At 61.2% G+C, this 13475-nt stretch carries 13 protein-coding genes; 8 read left to right on the top strand and 5 right to left on the bottom strand.

Annotated elements, in window-relative coordinates; all coding sequences use genetic code 11:
• Positions 1 to 25: 25 nt before the first annotated feature.
• Entirely contained in the window at positions 26 to 745 is a 720-nt protein-coding gene (deoD, locus tag ACXIUA_RS04000; RefSeq protein ID WP_070975241.1) for a purine-nucleoside phosphorylase, read from the bottom strand.
• Positions 746 to 883: 138 nt separating this feature from the next.
• Entirely contained in the window at positions 884 to 1828 is a 945-nt protein-coding gene (locus ACXIUA_RS03995) for a sugar-binding transcriptional regulator (protein WP_070478434.1), read from the bottom strand.
• 79 nt (positions 1829 to 1907) lie between these two features.
• Between ACXIUA_RS03995 and ACXIUA_RS03990 the strand changes: the two genes are divergently transcribed.
• The 7 genes from ACXIUA_RS03990 (at position 1908) to ACXIUA_RS03960 (ending at position 8578) form a co-directional block, all read left to right on the top strand.
• On the top strand, positions 1908 to 2084 hold the full coding sequence (locus ACXIUA_RS03990; RefSeq protein WP_457976187.1) for a hypothetical protein: 177 nt from the start codon (positions 1908 to 1910) through the stop codon (positions 2082 to 2084).
• 65 nt (positions 2085 to 2149) lie between these two features.
• The gene (locus ACXIUA_RS03985) at positions 2150 to 2470 is read left to right on the top strand and encodes a hypothetical protein (RefSeq protein ID WP_457976186.1); all 321 of its coding nucleotides are present in this window, start codon (positions 2150 to 2152) and stop codon (positions 2468 to 2470) included.
• 443 nt (positions 2471 to 2913) lie between these two features.
• Positions 2914 to 4932, top strand: a complete 2019-nt coding sequence (locus ACXIUA_RS03980; protein WP_457976185.1) for a cytochrome c oxidase assembly protein — start codon at positions 2914 to 2916, stop codon at positions 4930 to 4932.
• A gap of 134 nt (positions 4933 to 5066) precedes the next feature.
• The gene (locus tag ACXIUA_RS03975) at positions 5067 to 5687 is read left to right on the top strand and encodes a single-stranded DNA-binding protein (protein ID WP_457976184.1); all 621 of its coding nucleotides are present in this window, start codon (positions 5067 to 5069) and stop codon (positions 5685 to 5687) included.
• 104 nt (positions 5688 to 5791) lie between these two features.
• Complete coding sequence (gene ettA, locus ACXIUA_RS03970) at positions 5792 to 7462, top strand: energy-dependent translational throttle protein EttA (protein ID WP_457976183.1); 1671 nt, start codon at positions 5792 to 5794, stop codon at positions 7460 to 7462.
• 24 nt (positions 7463 to 7486) lie between these two features.
• Positions 7487 to 7939 (top strand): acyl-CoA thioesterase, encoded by a 453-nt coding sequence (locus ACXIUA_RS03965; RefSeq protein ID WP_457976182.1) that lies wholly within the window; start codon positions 7487 to 7489, stop codon positions 7937 to 7939.
• Positions 7940 to 8578, top strand: coding sequence for a hypothetical protein (locus ACXIUA_RS03960; RefSeq protein ID WP_457976181.1), 639 nt, complete (start codon positions 7940 to 7942; stop codon positions 8576 to 8578).
• Here the strand turns inward: ACXIUA_RS03960 and ACXIUA_RS03955 are convergent.
• Together ACXIUA_RS03955 and ACXIUA_RS03950 are read right to left on the bottom strand one after the other, a co-directional pair.
• A complete protein-coding gene (locus ACXIUA_RS03955) occupies positions 8567 to 8989 on the bottom strand; it encodes a globin (protein WP_070362017.1) in 423 nt (140 codons plus the stop codon). The genes ACXIUA_RS03960 and ACXIUA_RS03955 overlap by 12 nt on opposite strands.
• A complete protein-coding gene (locus ACXIUA_RS03950) occupies positions 8973 to 10001 on the bottom strand; it encodes a mechanosensitive ion channel family protein (RefSeq protein WP_457976180.1) in 1029 nt (342 codons plus the stop codon). Before ACXIUA_RS03950 ends, ACXIUA_RS03955 begins: the two co-directional genes overlap by 17 nt.
• A gap of 336 nt (positions 10002 to 10337) precedes the next feature.
• On the opposite strand from ACXIUA_RS03950, the gene ACXIUA_RS03945 reads away from it, so the two are divergent.
• On the top strand, positions 10338 to 11051 hold the full coding sequence (locus ACXIUA_RS03945) for a GntR family transcriptional regulator (protein WP_457976178.1): 714 nt from the start codon (positions 10338 to 10340) through the stop codon (positions 11049 to 11051).
• Between the two features lie 3 nt (positions 11052 to 11054).
• On the opposite strand, the gene pepN is transcribed toward ACXIUA_RS03945, so the two are convergent.
• Positions 11055 to 13475, bottom strand: coding sequence for an aminopeptidase N (gene pepN / locus ACXIUA_RS03940; RefSeq protein ID WP_457976176.1), 2421 nt, complete (start codon positions 13473 to 13475; stop codon positions 11055 to 11057).

The raw sequence follows: 13475 nt of genomic DNA, 5'->3' as shown, positions 1-13475 counted from the left end.
TCAAACGTGTGGGGACGGGTTGGGGTTAGACGGCAGCCAGCGGAAGTGCCAGCTCCATCATCTGGGTAAACGCGTTCTGGCGCTCCTCAGCGGAGGCCTTCTCGCCGGAGCCGATGACGTCGGACACGGTGAAGATGCCCATCGCGTCAACGCCTGCCTCGGCGGCGACGGCGTAGAGGCCGGCGGATTCCATCTCGACGCCGAGCACGCCCATCTTGGCCCAGCGGTCGTTGACGTCGTCCTTGAAGTTGTAGAAGACGTCGGAGGACAGGATGTTGCCCACATGGATGTCGACGCCCTGCTTCTGCGACTCTTTGTAGGTTGCCTCGAGCAGCTTCCAGGACGCGGTCGGGGCGTAGGTGCCCGGCAGGTCGTACTGCTCGATGAAGTGCGAGTCCGTCGATGCGGAGGAGGCGACGATGATGTCGAAGAGCTTCATGTCAGGCTGGAAGCATGCGCAGGAGCCGACGCGGATGAGCTTCTTTGCACCGAAGAAATGAATGAGCTCGTAGGCGTATAGGCTGATGGACGGAATGCCCATGCCGGAGCCCATCACGGAAACTTCGTGGCCTTGGTAGGTGCCGGTGTAGCCGAGCATGTTGCGCACGGCGTTGAACTGGACTGGGTTTTCCAGGTAGGTCTCTGCGATGAACTTCGCGCGCAGTGGGTCGCCCGGCATGAGGACGGTTTCAGCGATAGGTCCGGTTGGGACGATGTGCGGGGTGGAGACGGTCGGGGTGGACATGTGCAACTCCTTTTGCAGTATCTGGTTGACCTTTCGGTGTCCACTCTAAGACCACTAGGAACATATGGCAATACTAAAGTTTGCAAATGTTCTGATTGGAGGTGCAATACACCCCAAATGGGGGAGAAAAGGCGTCAATTAGCGAGTCTTCGCAATCTCCAGCACCCGAACCGCCGTCGGCTGATCAATCACCAAATCACTGGCCAACCCCATCCACAGCGCCGTCTCAATCGCCTCAGCCTTGTACAAACCCCCAGCTACCAGCACTCGACGCGGCCTCGCCCGCAGCTCGTCGAGCTCAATGCCCACCGTCAGATCATCAATTCTTTTCGACGCCACATCCCCCTCCCGCGTGTAGAACCGCGAACAAGCGTCACCCACCGCAACGCCGAGCAGCTCCCGCGACATCTCCTCAGACAGGTACCCCAGGTTCATCAGCAAGCTCTGCTTTCGCACAGAACCCACCGTGAACACCGCCACGTCGGTCTCCCGCCCCTGCTGCAGCACGTCCGCGATGTGGGAATCCTGCTCCACGATCTCCTTAGTTTCCACTCGCTCAAAAATGACAGGCAGCGGGAGCGTTAACGCGGGCGCGTTGAACGCGGTGCAGAAACCGGTGATCGTCTCAAAGTCATTCGTGGCCAGGTTGGAACGCGACGACCCACCTTTCAACTGCACAATCTGGCGCGCCCGCATGTTCGTCGGTCGTAGATTCCGCGCAATGTTGAGCAGCGTTTTTCCCCAGGACACCCCCACCGAAAGGCCATCCAACGGCATCGACTCCAGGTAGCGTGCGCCAGCCACCCCAAGATCCTCCATGATCGCTGCAGATGGGTTCGCCGGGTGAACAATCCGCACACCCTCCAGCGCGTACCGGGAGGTGAGATCCTCGATCAGGATCTCGTCCGCCTCCTGCGGGTCGTGCACCTCAATAGTGACGTAGCCACGGTCCTTCGCGTGCTGCAGGAGCTTCGCCACCGTCGGGCGAGAACACCCCATCTCTGCAGCGACTTCCGCCTGACTCAGCTCCGAGCGGTAATACAACTTGGCAGCCGTCAACGCATCCCGATCACGTGTGTCCATGCACTACAGCGTAGCGCCTGGGGGTTTGCCCTTAACTGTGTGGCAGTATCTTGGCTAGACCCCAAGCGAAAGGAAAACCATGAGCAACGACGAAGTAACGATGCCACGCAAAGAATACGAGGCGCTGAAACGAGAAAATGCTCGACTGCGCAAAGAAGCCAAGCTGTGGAAGGACACTAGCGATGTCCTGGGAAAAGCTATGGGGTCTCTGCCAAGGAAGAATGGCGGGACCTCCGACGCGGCGGAAAAATTCTAAGCCCCGAGGAAACGAAGCGGTACGAGGAAGGTGTACGTCAAGAAAACGAGTTCCTGGATCTGCTCATGAGCGTCGGCCATTCCATGCGCCGTGCGTGTGAAATTTTGAGGATCTCGCGCTCGAGGCGCTACTACCAGGCCAACCCGAGGCCCAAGAAAGAAAACCCGATCCCTCACCGCGAACGAAACATCCCACGTATTCCGGATTCAGATGTACAACAGATCCTCGATCTTTTCGACGCCCACCCCGACCTGAGCGCGGACGCCATCTACCAGAAGGCGCAAGAGAGCGGGCTGCAGCTCGCGAGCTTGCGCACTTTCTACCGCATCGCCCGTGCACACGGGAAGCTACAGCGTCAGCGCCGCGCTGCTGAATCGGACTCGTAAATCCACAGTGGCATTCTTTCGCGACGGACCCTCTGCGTTGGGTGTCCGCGCGGCGGACACTTATTGGTGGTGGGTTTTCTGGAGCTGCTGGTGAGAGGGCTGCCGCGGACAGAGTGCGGTCAGGGTGTCCGCGGGGCGGACAGTTCTTTGGCGATCCGGTCTCACCGGTTGAGTGTCCGCGGGGCGGACAGGGCAAGTGGTTGGTTCTGCCCAATCCGCGAGGTGGGAGAGGTGCCGCGGACATGGTGTGGCATGCCAGTTGTCCGCGGGGCGGAATCGGCGAACGGTGGATGGCAGCGTTCTTTTAAGTGAACTGTCCCCGACAGGTCCGAGTCCTGGTGGGGCTGAGCAAGAAGCTATTGCTCACACTTGTGACGTGGAGGCGGAGAAGTGGGCGTCGAAAAACTTGGGAACAGGCAGATTTCGAACGTAGGGTAGTGAGCATGTCAAATGCGCAGGTTGCCTCAAAGTCGGCGGTGAAAGCGGCGTTTCCGTTGTATCTTGCGGCGGGGCTCGTCGCGGCGCTCATCGCCGGGGTGATTTCGGAGATGTTCGCGGGCGCCTCGCTCGCGGCGTTGGGTATTCCGGATCCGGGAGTGTTGACGACGTTCGGCCTGCCGGCCCTGCGGGGCGCAGCGTGGGTACTGGCCGCGCTGGCTGCCGGGTCCTTCCTCTTCTCTGCGTGGTTGCTGCCGCCGAAGCAGACGGGACAGGATCTCAACGGCGCGCGCCTGACCGTCGACGGGGTGATTGCGTCGCGGACTGGCGCGGCGTCGTCGGCGGGGTTGGCGCTGATCGGAGTGGTGATGGTGCCGCTGGTGCTTTCCGACGTCTCAGGCCAGCCGTTGAGCACCGTGATGTTTGAGGTCGACGCCTGGGCCCTAGCGCTGGACAAGGTTGCTGACGCCCGCGTCTGGCTCATTGTCGCGGCGATCGCGGCGTGTGTGTCCGTGGCTGGGTATCGGGTGTCGTGTTGGTGGTCGCAGGTGGCGTTGTTCATCGGCTCGTTGTTGGCGATTATGCCGCTGGCGCTGACTGGTCACTCCGCGACCGGTGGCGATCACGACTTCGGCACGAACTCCTTCATCTGGCACCTGGTATTCCTGCTGGTGTGGGTTGGAGCTCTGATGGCGCTGGTGGCGCACGGTTTCAGGTTGGGGCCGAACTTGGCACCGGCGGTGCGCAGATACTCGCGCATCGCGCTGTTCGCCTTCGTGGCGATGGCCGTGTCGGGCGTGATTAATGGCGCGATCCGCGTGCACCTGGACGACATCACCCGCTACGCCTACGGCTGGGTGCTGGTGGGCAAGCTGGTTGGCATACTGCTGCTTGGTTTGATGGGGTATGCGCACCGCGAGAGGACGATTCCGGCGCTTGAGACGGAGGGGCCGTCGCAACGCCGAGCGTTCGTACGGCTCGGCGCGGTGGAAGTGCTAGTGATGGCCGCTGTGACCGGCCTTGCGGTGACGCTCGGGCGCACTCCGCCGCCACCGCCACGAGACCCGAACCTCACCCCGATGCAGATCCAGATGGGCTACAATCTTGAGGACCCACTGACCTGGTCGAATTGGGTCGGACTGTGGCGTTTCGAGCTGCTCTACAGCGTGATCGCGATCCTGCTGGCCGTCTACTACCTGCACCTGACGCGCCGGGTGAGCGGATGGTCCAAGGGGCGCACGGCGTGGTGGCTGCTGGGTTGCGCGACCGTCGTAGTCACGATGTGCTCCGGCATTGGGTTGCACATGCCAGCCTCCTACTCGGCGCACATGACGGTCCACATGATCCTGTCGATGGGTGTGCCGGTGTTCCTCGTGCTGGGCGCGCCGCTGACGCTCATTATCGACGCCTACCCGTCCGGGGAGTTCAACCCCCGGCTGTGGGCGCAGTCCTTCCAGCGCAGTAAGTTCCTGCGCATCGTGACGTACCCGCCGGTGTCCGCGGTGCAGTTCCTGGTGTTCTTCTACGTCATGTACGTGTTCACTGACCTGTACGAACTGATGATTTCGGAGCACGCAGGCCACGTCATCATGAACGCGGTGTTCCTGGTGTCGGGCTACTTCTACTTCTGGGAGCTCATCGGCCCGGACTACATCGAGGGGCGCGTGACGGCGAAGACGCGCCTGCTGTGGCTGTGGATCTCCATGCCGGTGCACCTCTTTATGGGCGTGTACCTCATGCAGCTCAACACCGTGATGGGCGAGGAGTTCTACCGCTCGCTGCTCCTGCCGTGGGACCCGGATCTGCTGGCGGACCAGAAGGTGGGCGGCGGTATCGCCTGGGCATCGGGCTCGTTCCCGCTTGTTATCGTGTTCGGTGTGCTGTTCATCCTGTGGTGGCGTGAGGACCGCGCAGAAACCGCAGAGGTCGACCGCATCGCGGACGAGACTGACGACGCCGAGTGGCGCGCCTACAACGAAATGCTCGCACAGTACACGTCGGATACCCCGCAGCACAAGGGCTAATCGACGATTCCCTGGGATCTGTGGAATTCCAAAAATCAATCCACAGGCTGCAAGGCCGCATCCTTTCTTTTCTGTTTCTGCACTGGAAAGCTCCGAGTTGTACCAGTTCAGCAAACAATTGAAAGGACACAACAATGAGCCAGATGAACGTCACCGTATGCGGAAACTTGACGGCAGCACCGTACTTTAAGTGGTTCCCGGCGTCGGGAAACTCGGTGTGCAAGATGCGCATCGCGTCCTCCCGCAGGCGGCGCACGGGCGAGCAGGACAACCAGGGCCGCGACATTTGGGAGGACACGGACCAGCTCTACATCGACGTCGAGTGTTGGAACCAGCTCGCCATCAACGCGCGCACCTCACTGTTCCGTGGCGCGCCGGTGATGGTCTCCGGCCGGTTGGTTACGGAGACCTGGGTAGAAACTAACGACGCGGGCGAGAAACTCAACCGGTACCGCACCGTGCTGAAAGCCGACAAGGTCGCGTTCGAGCTCGGCATGCACCAGATCTCCTCCTGGAAGATCACCGAGAACGGCCACACACTCGAGGGTCAGCCTGCGGTGAAGATCAAGACGGCGGTCGACTTCATGACGGAGGAGGAGCGCGAGTTCTACTTCGAGCAAATGAAGATGCAGGCGTCGGCGTCGTCGGTGGACTCGGCGGCGGCTACGGAACCACAACCGCGGTCGCCTGAACTCGAGTCGGTCGCTGTGGGCGCTAGCAGTACTGAAAGTGACGATGGTCCCGCACCCTTCTAACACTCCGACGGTGCCGCCGCTTGGCGCTGGAAAGCGCACGTTCACCTTTCGCTGATGTACCCTGTGAAACGATGTATGTCCGCTTCAGTTAAAGGGGTTTTTACGTGGCTGAGTTCATCTACACGATGAAAAACGTTCGCAGGGCCATCGGTGACAAGGTCATTTTGGACAATGTCACCATGGCCTTTTATCCCGGCGCCAAGATTGGTGTCGTTGGGCCAAACGGCGCAGGTAAGTCCTCGCTGCTCAAGATCATGGCGGGGATTGACCAGCCAAACAACGGCGAGGCATTCCTGGATCCCGGCGCAACGGTCGGCATCCTCCTGCAGGAGCCACCGCTGAACGAGGAAAAGACCGTTCGCGAGAACGTCGAAGAGGGCCTCGGCGACATCTTCGAGAAGAAGCAGCGCTTCGAAGAAATCGCTGAAGAGATGGCGACGAACTACACCGACGAGCTCATGGAAGAAATGGGCAAGCTCCAGGAGGAGCTCGACGCCGCTGACGCCTGGGAAGTCGATTCCAAGATTGAGCAGGCGATGGAGGCGCTGCGCTGTCCACCGTCCGATAGCCCGGTGACCAAGCTTTCCGGTGGTGAGCGCCGCCGTGTCGCGCTGGCGAAGCTGCTGCTGTCCGAGCCGGACCTGCTGCTGCTCGACGAGCCGACGAACCACCTCGACGCCGAGTCCGTCCTGTGGCTGGAGAAGCACCTGCAGAACTACCCGGGTGCCGTCCTGGCAATTACCCACGACCGCTACTTCCTGGACAACGTTGCCGAGTGGATCTGTGAGGTCGACCGCGGCAAGCTCTACCCGTATGAGGGCAACTACTCCACCTACCTGGAGAAGAAGGCCGAGCGCCTCGAGGTTGCTGGCAAGAAGGATCAGAAGCTGCAGAAGCGCCTGAAGAACGAGCTCGAGTGGGTACGATCCTCGCCGAAGGCGCGCCAGGCGAAGAACAAAGCGCGTCTGGAACGCTACGAGGAAATGGCTGCCGAGGCAGAGCAGTACAAAAAGCTGGACTTCGAAGAAATCCAGATCCCGACGCCTCCACGCCTGGGCAACAAGGTCGTCGAGGTCGAGCACCTGGATAAGGGCTTCGACGGTCGCGTCCTGATCAAGGACCTGTCTTTCACGCTGCCCCGCAACGGCATCGTGGGTGTGATCGGCCCGAACGGTGTGGGTAAGTCCACCCTGTTCAAGACCATCGTTGGGATGGAAGAGCCAGACGCAGGCACCGTCGTGGTCGGTGAGACCGTGAAGCTGTCCTACGTCGACCAGAACCGCGAAAACATCGACCCCGAGAAGACCGTGTGGGAAGTCGTGTCCGACGGGCTCGACTACATCGTGGTCGGCCAGAACGAAATGCCGTCGCGTGCCTACCTCTCGGCGTTCGGTTTCAAGGGCGCGGACCAGCAGAAGCCGTCCAAGGTACTCTCCGGTGGTGAGCGCAACCGACTGAACCTGGCGCTGACGCTGAAGCAGGGCGGCAACCTGATCCTGCTCGACGAGCCGACCAACGACTTGGACGTCGAAACCCTTGGCTCGCTTGAGAATGCGCTGCAGAAGTTCCCAGGTTGCGCTGTCGTGATTTCGCACGACCGCTGGTTCCTGGACCGCACCTGTACCCACATCCTCGCCTGGGAAGGCAACGTTGAGGAAGGCAAGTGGTACTGGTTCGAGGGCAACTTCGGCGACTACGAGAAGAACAAGGTTGAGCGCCTCGGTGAGGAAGCGGCGAAGCCGTCGCGCGTCACCCACCGCAAGCTCAGCCGCTAACAGCGGAAAAGGTAGGAATTGGCTATGTCGGAACAGAATATGCGCGGCAGGATTCACACGCACTCCATCTCGCTGAGGTGGAACGATTTTGACCGGTACGGCCATGTGACAAACTCGGCTTACATCGAGATCGCGCAGCAGGCGCGACTCGCGTTTGCCCAGGAGTTCTTCGAGTCTCAGGGGTACGAGTTTGTGGTGTTCGTTCGGCGCATCGAAGCGGACTACGTTCGCCCAGTGCTGCCGAACACGCAGGCAATGACCGTTGATACGCAGGTGATCCACCTCGGCAACACGTCGTTTACGACGCGTCAGGAGATCAAGGACGCACAAGGCAGCGTCTGTTGCGTGATTGATTGCGTGCAGGTCACCGTGGATAAACGGACGGCGACCCCGCGAGCAATCACTTCGCAGGAGCTCGGCATCCTTGCCCGCGCCTACACAACGCTCGACGGAGACGACGAGCTGGGGCAGGCATAGGTGGCTACCACCGAAACGCTGACTGTTGAGCAGGGGGAGCGCGGACTGCGCGCCTTGCTGCAGCGCGCCCTCGCACTCCAGGATGACGCCTACGCGCGGTTCCAACGAGTCGGGGAACACGATGTCGACGTCTTCGTCACCACCCCGTTCGACTGCGTCGTCTCGCGCCGGGTCCGGGGTACCGTCTCCCGCGACGGCGCGGTGGTGCCTGCGCGCCGGGTTCTCGAGGTACTCGAAACTTCGACGGGAGCACTTGGCGCGGCGCAGGATCAGAACTGGCCCGGGGCACTGCCACCGGCGCAAGGGTTCGTGCTGCGCGAAGAGGTACCGATTTCTACAGCGCGCCAGCTCGCCGACGAAGGCCGAAACCTTGCGCGCCAGTTCGCGGGCCCGCTCGGCCCGCCGGTTTCACTTCTCGACGCCGTGGTCATCACCGTCGACGCGGACGACCGCGGCCCGAAACTTGAAATACCCATGCGCGCGGTGTTTACCTGCACCTCGCTTGGGCTCATTCCGGGGTTCGAAGCCCCGATCGAAGTGCCTCGCTACCTGCGGGTTTCGAGCGCAGGCAGGTGGGTGCGTATCGACGCCCCCTTCGGCACCGTCTACCACAGCACGTCGCTGAGCCTATTCGTATGACCGCGGGCCCTGGTTGATCATCATGTACGCGACTCGCTGCATGTGATTCCACATAGCGTCGCGGTAGGGCTGGGGCAGGGTGGCGTCGTCAAACTCGGCCATTGCCTTGCCCATCAGCTCGAGCCAGCGGTCCGCCTCAGCCTCCCCGATTGCAAACGGGAAGTGGCGGCGGCGCAGCATTGGGTTGCCACGGCGCTCCTGGTAAGTGCGTGGCCCGCCCCAGTATTGGGTGAGGAACCAACGCAAGCGGGATTCGGCGCCTTCCCAGTCCTCGTCGGGGTACATGGGGCCGATGAGGTCATCTTCTTTGACCTGGGCGTAGAAGCGGTGCACGAGCGTGTGGAAGAACTCCTCGCCGCCGACGGCTTCGTAGAGCGTTTGCTGCGCTTCGTTGCTATTGCTGATCTGCATCGGTGTTCTCACCTCCAGGGGTGCGGTCCAGGTGTCGGATGTAGGTCGGCTCCGTGCCGGGTAGTGGTACGCCGTGCGTGTGAAGCGCCTCGAGGATGACCGCGGTCATGAAACGGGAGACGCCCCACTGCTCGCCAGGCAGCGTATTGACCATCACGCGCAGGGTTGCGCACTCCGGGTCGAACTTGGAAATGCCCAGCATGGTGGCCTCACCGACGAGTTTGTCCTTGATCTCGGGGCGCGTCACTGCGTCCTGCATTGCGGCCTCGACGACGCTGGCTGCCTGCTCCGGATCAGCCTGGATGGAAACAGGGATCTCGAGGCGGGCAACGGAGAAGACGTCGCTCTGGTTGCCAAGCAGATCGATGTTACCGTTTCGGACGTACCAGAGGGTGCCGTCAATATCGCGGACGGTGGTGATGCGCATCGTGACGTGCTCTACAGTGCCCTCAATGTCGTTGACCGCGATGACGTCACCGACACCGTACTGGTTTTCCAGCAACATGAAGATGCCGCTGAGGAAGTCTTTCACAAGGGACTGCGCGCCGAAGCCGAGGGCGACGCCGACGACGCCCGCAGAGGCCACGAGCGGGGCGACGTTGACCCCGAGTTGGTCGAGCACCGTGAGGACCGCCCACACCCAAATCACAATTGCTGCCGCGGAGCGTCCTACGTTCGCCAGCGTGAGGATGCGCTGCTGGCGGCGCTGCTCCCGCGAGCGCGAATGCGCAGTGTCGGGTTTCACGGCGCCAGCGCGGCGGCGGAAGGGGAGAGCCGCGCTGGAGGAGTTGATGGCGTTGTTCGCGGCCTTCGTAATGATTCTGCGCACCACGATGTGCAACACAAGGGCAATGGCCAGGATGACCAGGATCCACAGGGGGCGGGTCACAAAGATGTCTCGCGTGGCGGGGTCATTCCACCACGAGGTGACGGAGTCGACGGCTTCGTCGACATCTGGAACGCTCACGGATTTGGCTAAGACTGATGGAGAAAACTGCGTAAGAGAAAACATTGTGCTCTAGTTTACGCGCTACGTCTCGAGCAGCCGTCGAGCACCCGGGTTACCGCAAATGGGGGTATTGGCCGTGGCTTGGGCGATGTTGTAATTGGCGTTGGAGATTCCTGAATTTGGCACGTCGATAGGGTTCAACTGAAAGTATGACTTTGCAATTTATGGACGTGTCAAGTGTCGCGCACTTTGTTCAAATTTATTGTTAGGTACTTTTATGGTCCAATGAACTATATTAGAAACAACTGAGATTTTGGTGTTGTACCTTTTGGCGTCACACCTGGAGTTATGGGCGGGCGGCAGTGAACCTAAACGCAGCCGCAAAAATAGGAGGAATTTATGGCGAAAAAGCCAGCGTATGTAGCGATTGCTGATGCTCTGCGGAGCCAGATCGAATCGCGCGAGCTCGAACCCGGCGACAAGCTACCGCCAGAACGCGAACTTGTAGACATGTACGGGGTGGCACGCATGACCGTGCGCCATGCACTGGACCTATTGCAGCTCGAAGGAATTATTGAGCGTAAGCGTGGCCGCACCGGTGGCGCATTCGTTCGCGCGCTGCCTCCGATCATCGACTTGACGGGCAAGGTATCGCTGACGGAGCAGCTTATCGCGCATGGTCTGGACGTCTCTTCCGAACTGATTTCGGAGACCGCTGCGCCCGCACCGCAGATCGTCGTCTCTGCATTCGGCGTAGACTCCCGCGATAAGTTGCTCACCAGCGAGCTCGTTCACTTTGCCAACGGTAACCCGGTGTTCGCTGAAACCACGTACGTTCGCCCCGGTTATGAGTCCAAGTACAGCCGTAGCTCCGTCGACTACGAACGTGGCCAGCGTACCGACCTGGGTGGCGTGACTCCTCACCTGCGCCGCGAGGACATCCTGTTCCCGGCCAACCCGACCGATAAGGAGCGCGAGAGCCTCTCCTTGGCGGCGAACACCCCGGTGCACCGCATCACGCGCAAGCTCTTTGAGGGTGACACGCTGGTCATGTTCGCCTCTATCGTGGCTCGCACGGATGCGGCGCAGATCCGCATCGTCGAGGAGCTCTAGCCTCTAGCGCAGCGTTTTCGCTGCGCCTTCCGCGCCTGCGTCACCAACACGGTTGCGCAGCGCGCGCTCCACGCGGGCCTTACCCTCCGAAACGATGCGGCGCAGGCCCGCCGGAATGTCCTCCCGCGCAAGGAGCGCCTCGGCGCGCTCGACTGTAGCAATCGAAATATCCCACAGCGGGAACAGGCCCTCGAGCGTGTTCTGAGCCATCTCGTTGGTCAGTTTGTCCCACAGCTCTGGCGCGATCTCGAAGTAGCGCTCGGCCAAGCCGTCCATGCCTTCGGAGGTGAAGGTGAGGCCGTCGATAAGGAAGCGCACCTCAAGGTTTGTGCGTGTACCGCTGACGATCTCATCCCACGCCCACTGTTTGTTCGTGACGGCGTCGATGCGCAGGCGCGACAGCGCACCCTCGGAGGACGGATCCTCCTCGTTCTTGGCGGTCTTGGCCAGCATGGCGCCGCCTGCGACAAGGTTCGTGAGCACGAGCCAGCGAATCTCCTGGTTATCCAGCGACTGTAGGAGTTCGTGGAAGTACGTCGTGTTCTGCTTCGAAGGCTGCAGGCGGGCGAGCGCGCGCTGGTAGATACCTGCAGGCTCCTGGCCGCGGAATGCCTCGCTGAGCATGTAGAAGCCGGTGCGCTGCCAGGACCATGCCACGTACTGCTTGACCGCCAGCGTCGCCTGCGCGAGGAGGCGCTCCTGCACACTCGGTTGGTCTTCGAGGCGGCTGAAGTTGGCCACGGCCATCACAAACTTGCGCGCTGGCAGCAGCGTGTCGCGGACGGCCTCCCACAGGGATGACCAGCACAGGGTGCGCGCAAGTGGGTCCTCGATCTGCCCGATGTGCTCCAGCACGAACTCAGTGTGTTCCGGCGTGAGGCGCATCTTGCAGTACGTGAGGTCTTCGTCGTTGACCAGCGCGAGGTCGTGGTCGATGCCGACGAGCTCGGGAACCTCAGTGCGAGCCCCCTCGATGTCCACCTTTACGTGGTGGGTGCGCACGACCTTGTCGCCGTCAAGCTTGTACAGCCCGATGCCGACCCGGTGGGTGCGCAGCACATCGGATTCCTGCACGACTGCGAAGGAATCCTCAGTGATTTCGGGGCGAAGGGTGGACACACCGGTGGTGCGCAGCCACTGCTGGGACCACTCGCTCAAATCGCGGCCCGACGACTTCTCCAACGCGCCCAGAAGATCGTCGAAGGAAGCGTTGCTGAACTTGTGGTTGTTGAAGTGATCGCGCACGCCCGCGAAGAACTCGTCGCGGCCAACGTATGCCTGCAGCTGCTTCAGCACGGACGCGCCCTTGGCGTAGGTGATCCCGTCGAAGTTCTGCTCGGCGGTCTCGATGTCCGGGGCGTCAGCGGCGATTGGGTGGGTCGTCGGCAGCTGATCTTGCTGGTAGGCCCATGCCTTCTCGACGGCCGCGAACGTCGTCCACGCATTCGGGTACTCGCCGATCTCGGTCTGGGCAATGGCTGCGGACCAGGTCGCGAAGGACTCGTTGAGCCACAAGTCGTCCCACCACTGCATCGTGACGAGGTCGCCGAACCACATGTGCGCCATCTCGTGCAGGATCGTGTCGTTGCGGCGCTCGAGGCGATACGGGGTTGGCTCGGAAGTAAAGACGTACTCATCGCGGAACGTCACCGCGCCGGCGTTCTCCATTGCGCCCATGTTGTACTCGGGGCAGAAAATCTGGTCGTACTTGCCGAACGGGTACGCAATCGCAAAATTCTTGTGGTAGTACGCGAAGCCGTCTTTCGTCTGGCGGAACAAGCGTTCTGCGTCGAGGTGCTCCATGAGTGAGGCGCGGGCAAAGATGCGAAGCGGGATACGCTTCAGATCGTCGACGTACTCGTCTTCGACGAACTCGTACTCGCCGGCGCAGATTGCCACCAGGTACGTCGACAGTGGGTAATCAATGGTGCAGGACCACACGTTGCCCTCACGGGTCGCCTCCTCGTTGAGTACGACCGTGTAGGCCTCTGGCGCGTCGACGGCAATCTTATACGTGGCCTTGATATCTGGCTGGTCGAAGCAGGCAAACACCTTCATCGCCATCGCGGGTTCGAACTGGGTGTAGAGGTAATCCTTGTTGTCCACCGGGTCGACGAACTTGTGCAGGCCTTCTCCGGTGTGGTTGTAGGTAATGGTGGCGTCGACAACTAACGTGTGCTCGCCCTCGGTGAGCGTGAGGGTGCGGCCGTCGACGGGGCGGCCGTCGAGCGTTGCGGAGAACTCGTCGGCGACCAGATCGAAGAACGTCTCGCCTGCGCCCGAGCGGAACGTGACCTTGGTCGTCGACGTGAACTGCTCTGCTCCGTTGACATCGAGCGCAATATCGTAATGGACATCTGAGATAAGTTGTGCGCGAAATTGTGCGTCGCTGCGCTTGAGGTTTGTCTTCATGTCCTCCAACAT

The sequence above is a fragment of the Corynebacterium sp. UMB8791 genome (assembly GCF_054166365.1).
The sequence above is the reverse complement of the archived record's forward strand: the minus strand, read 5'-3'. Positions and strand labels throughout refer to the sequence as shown.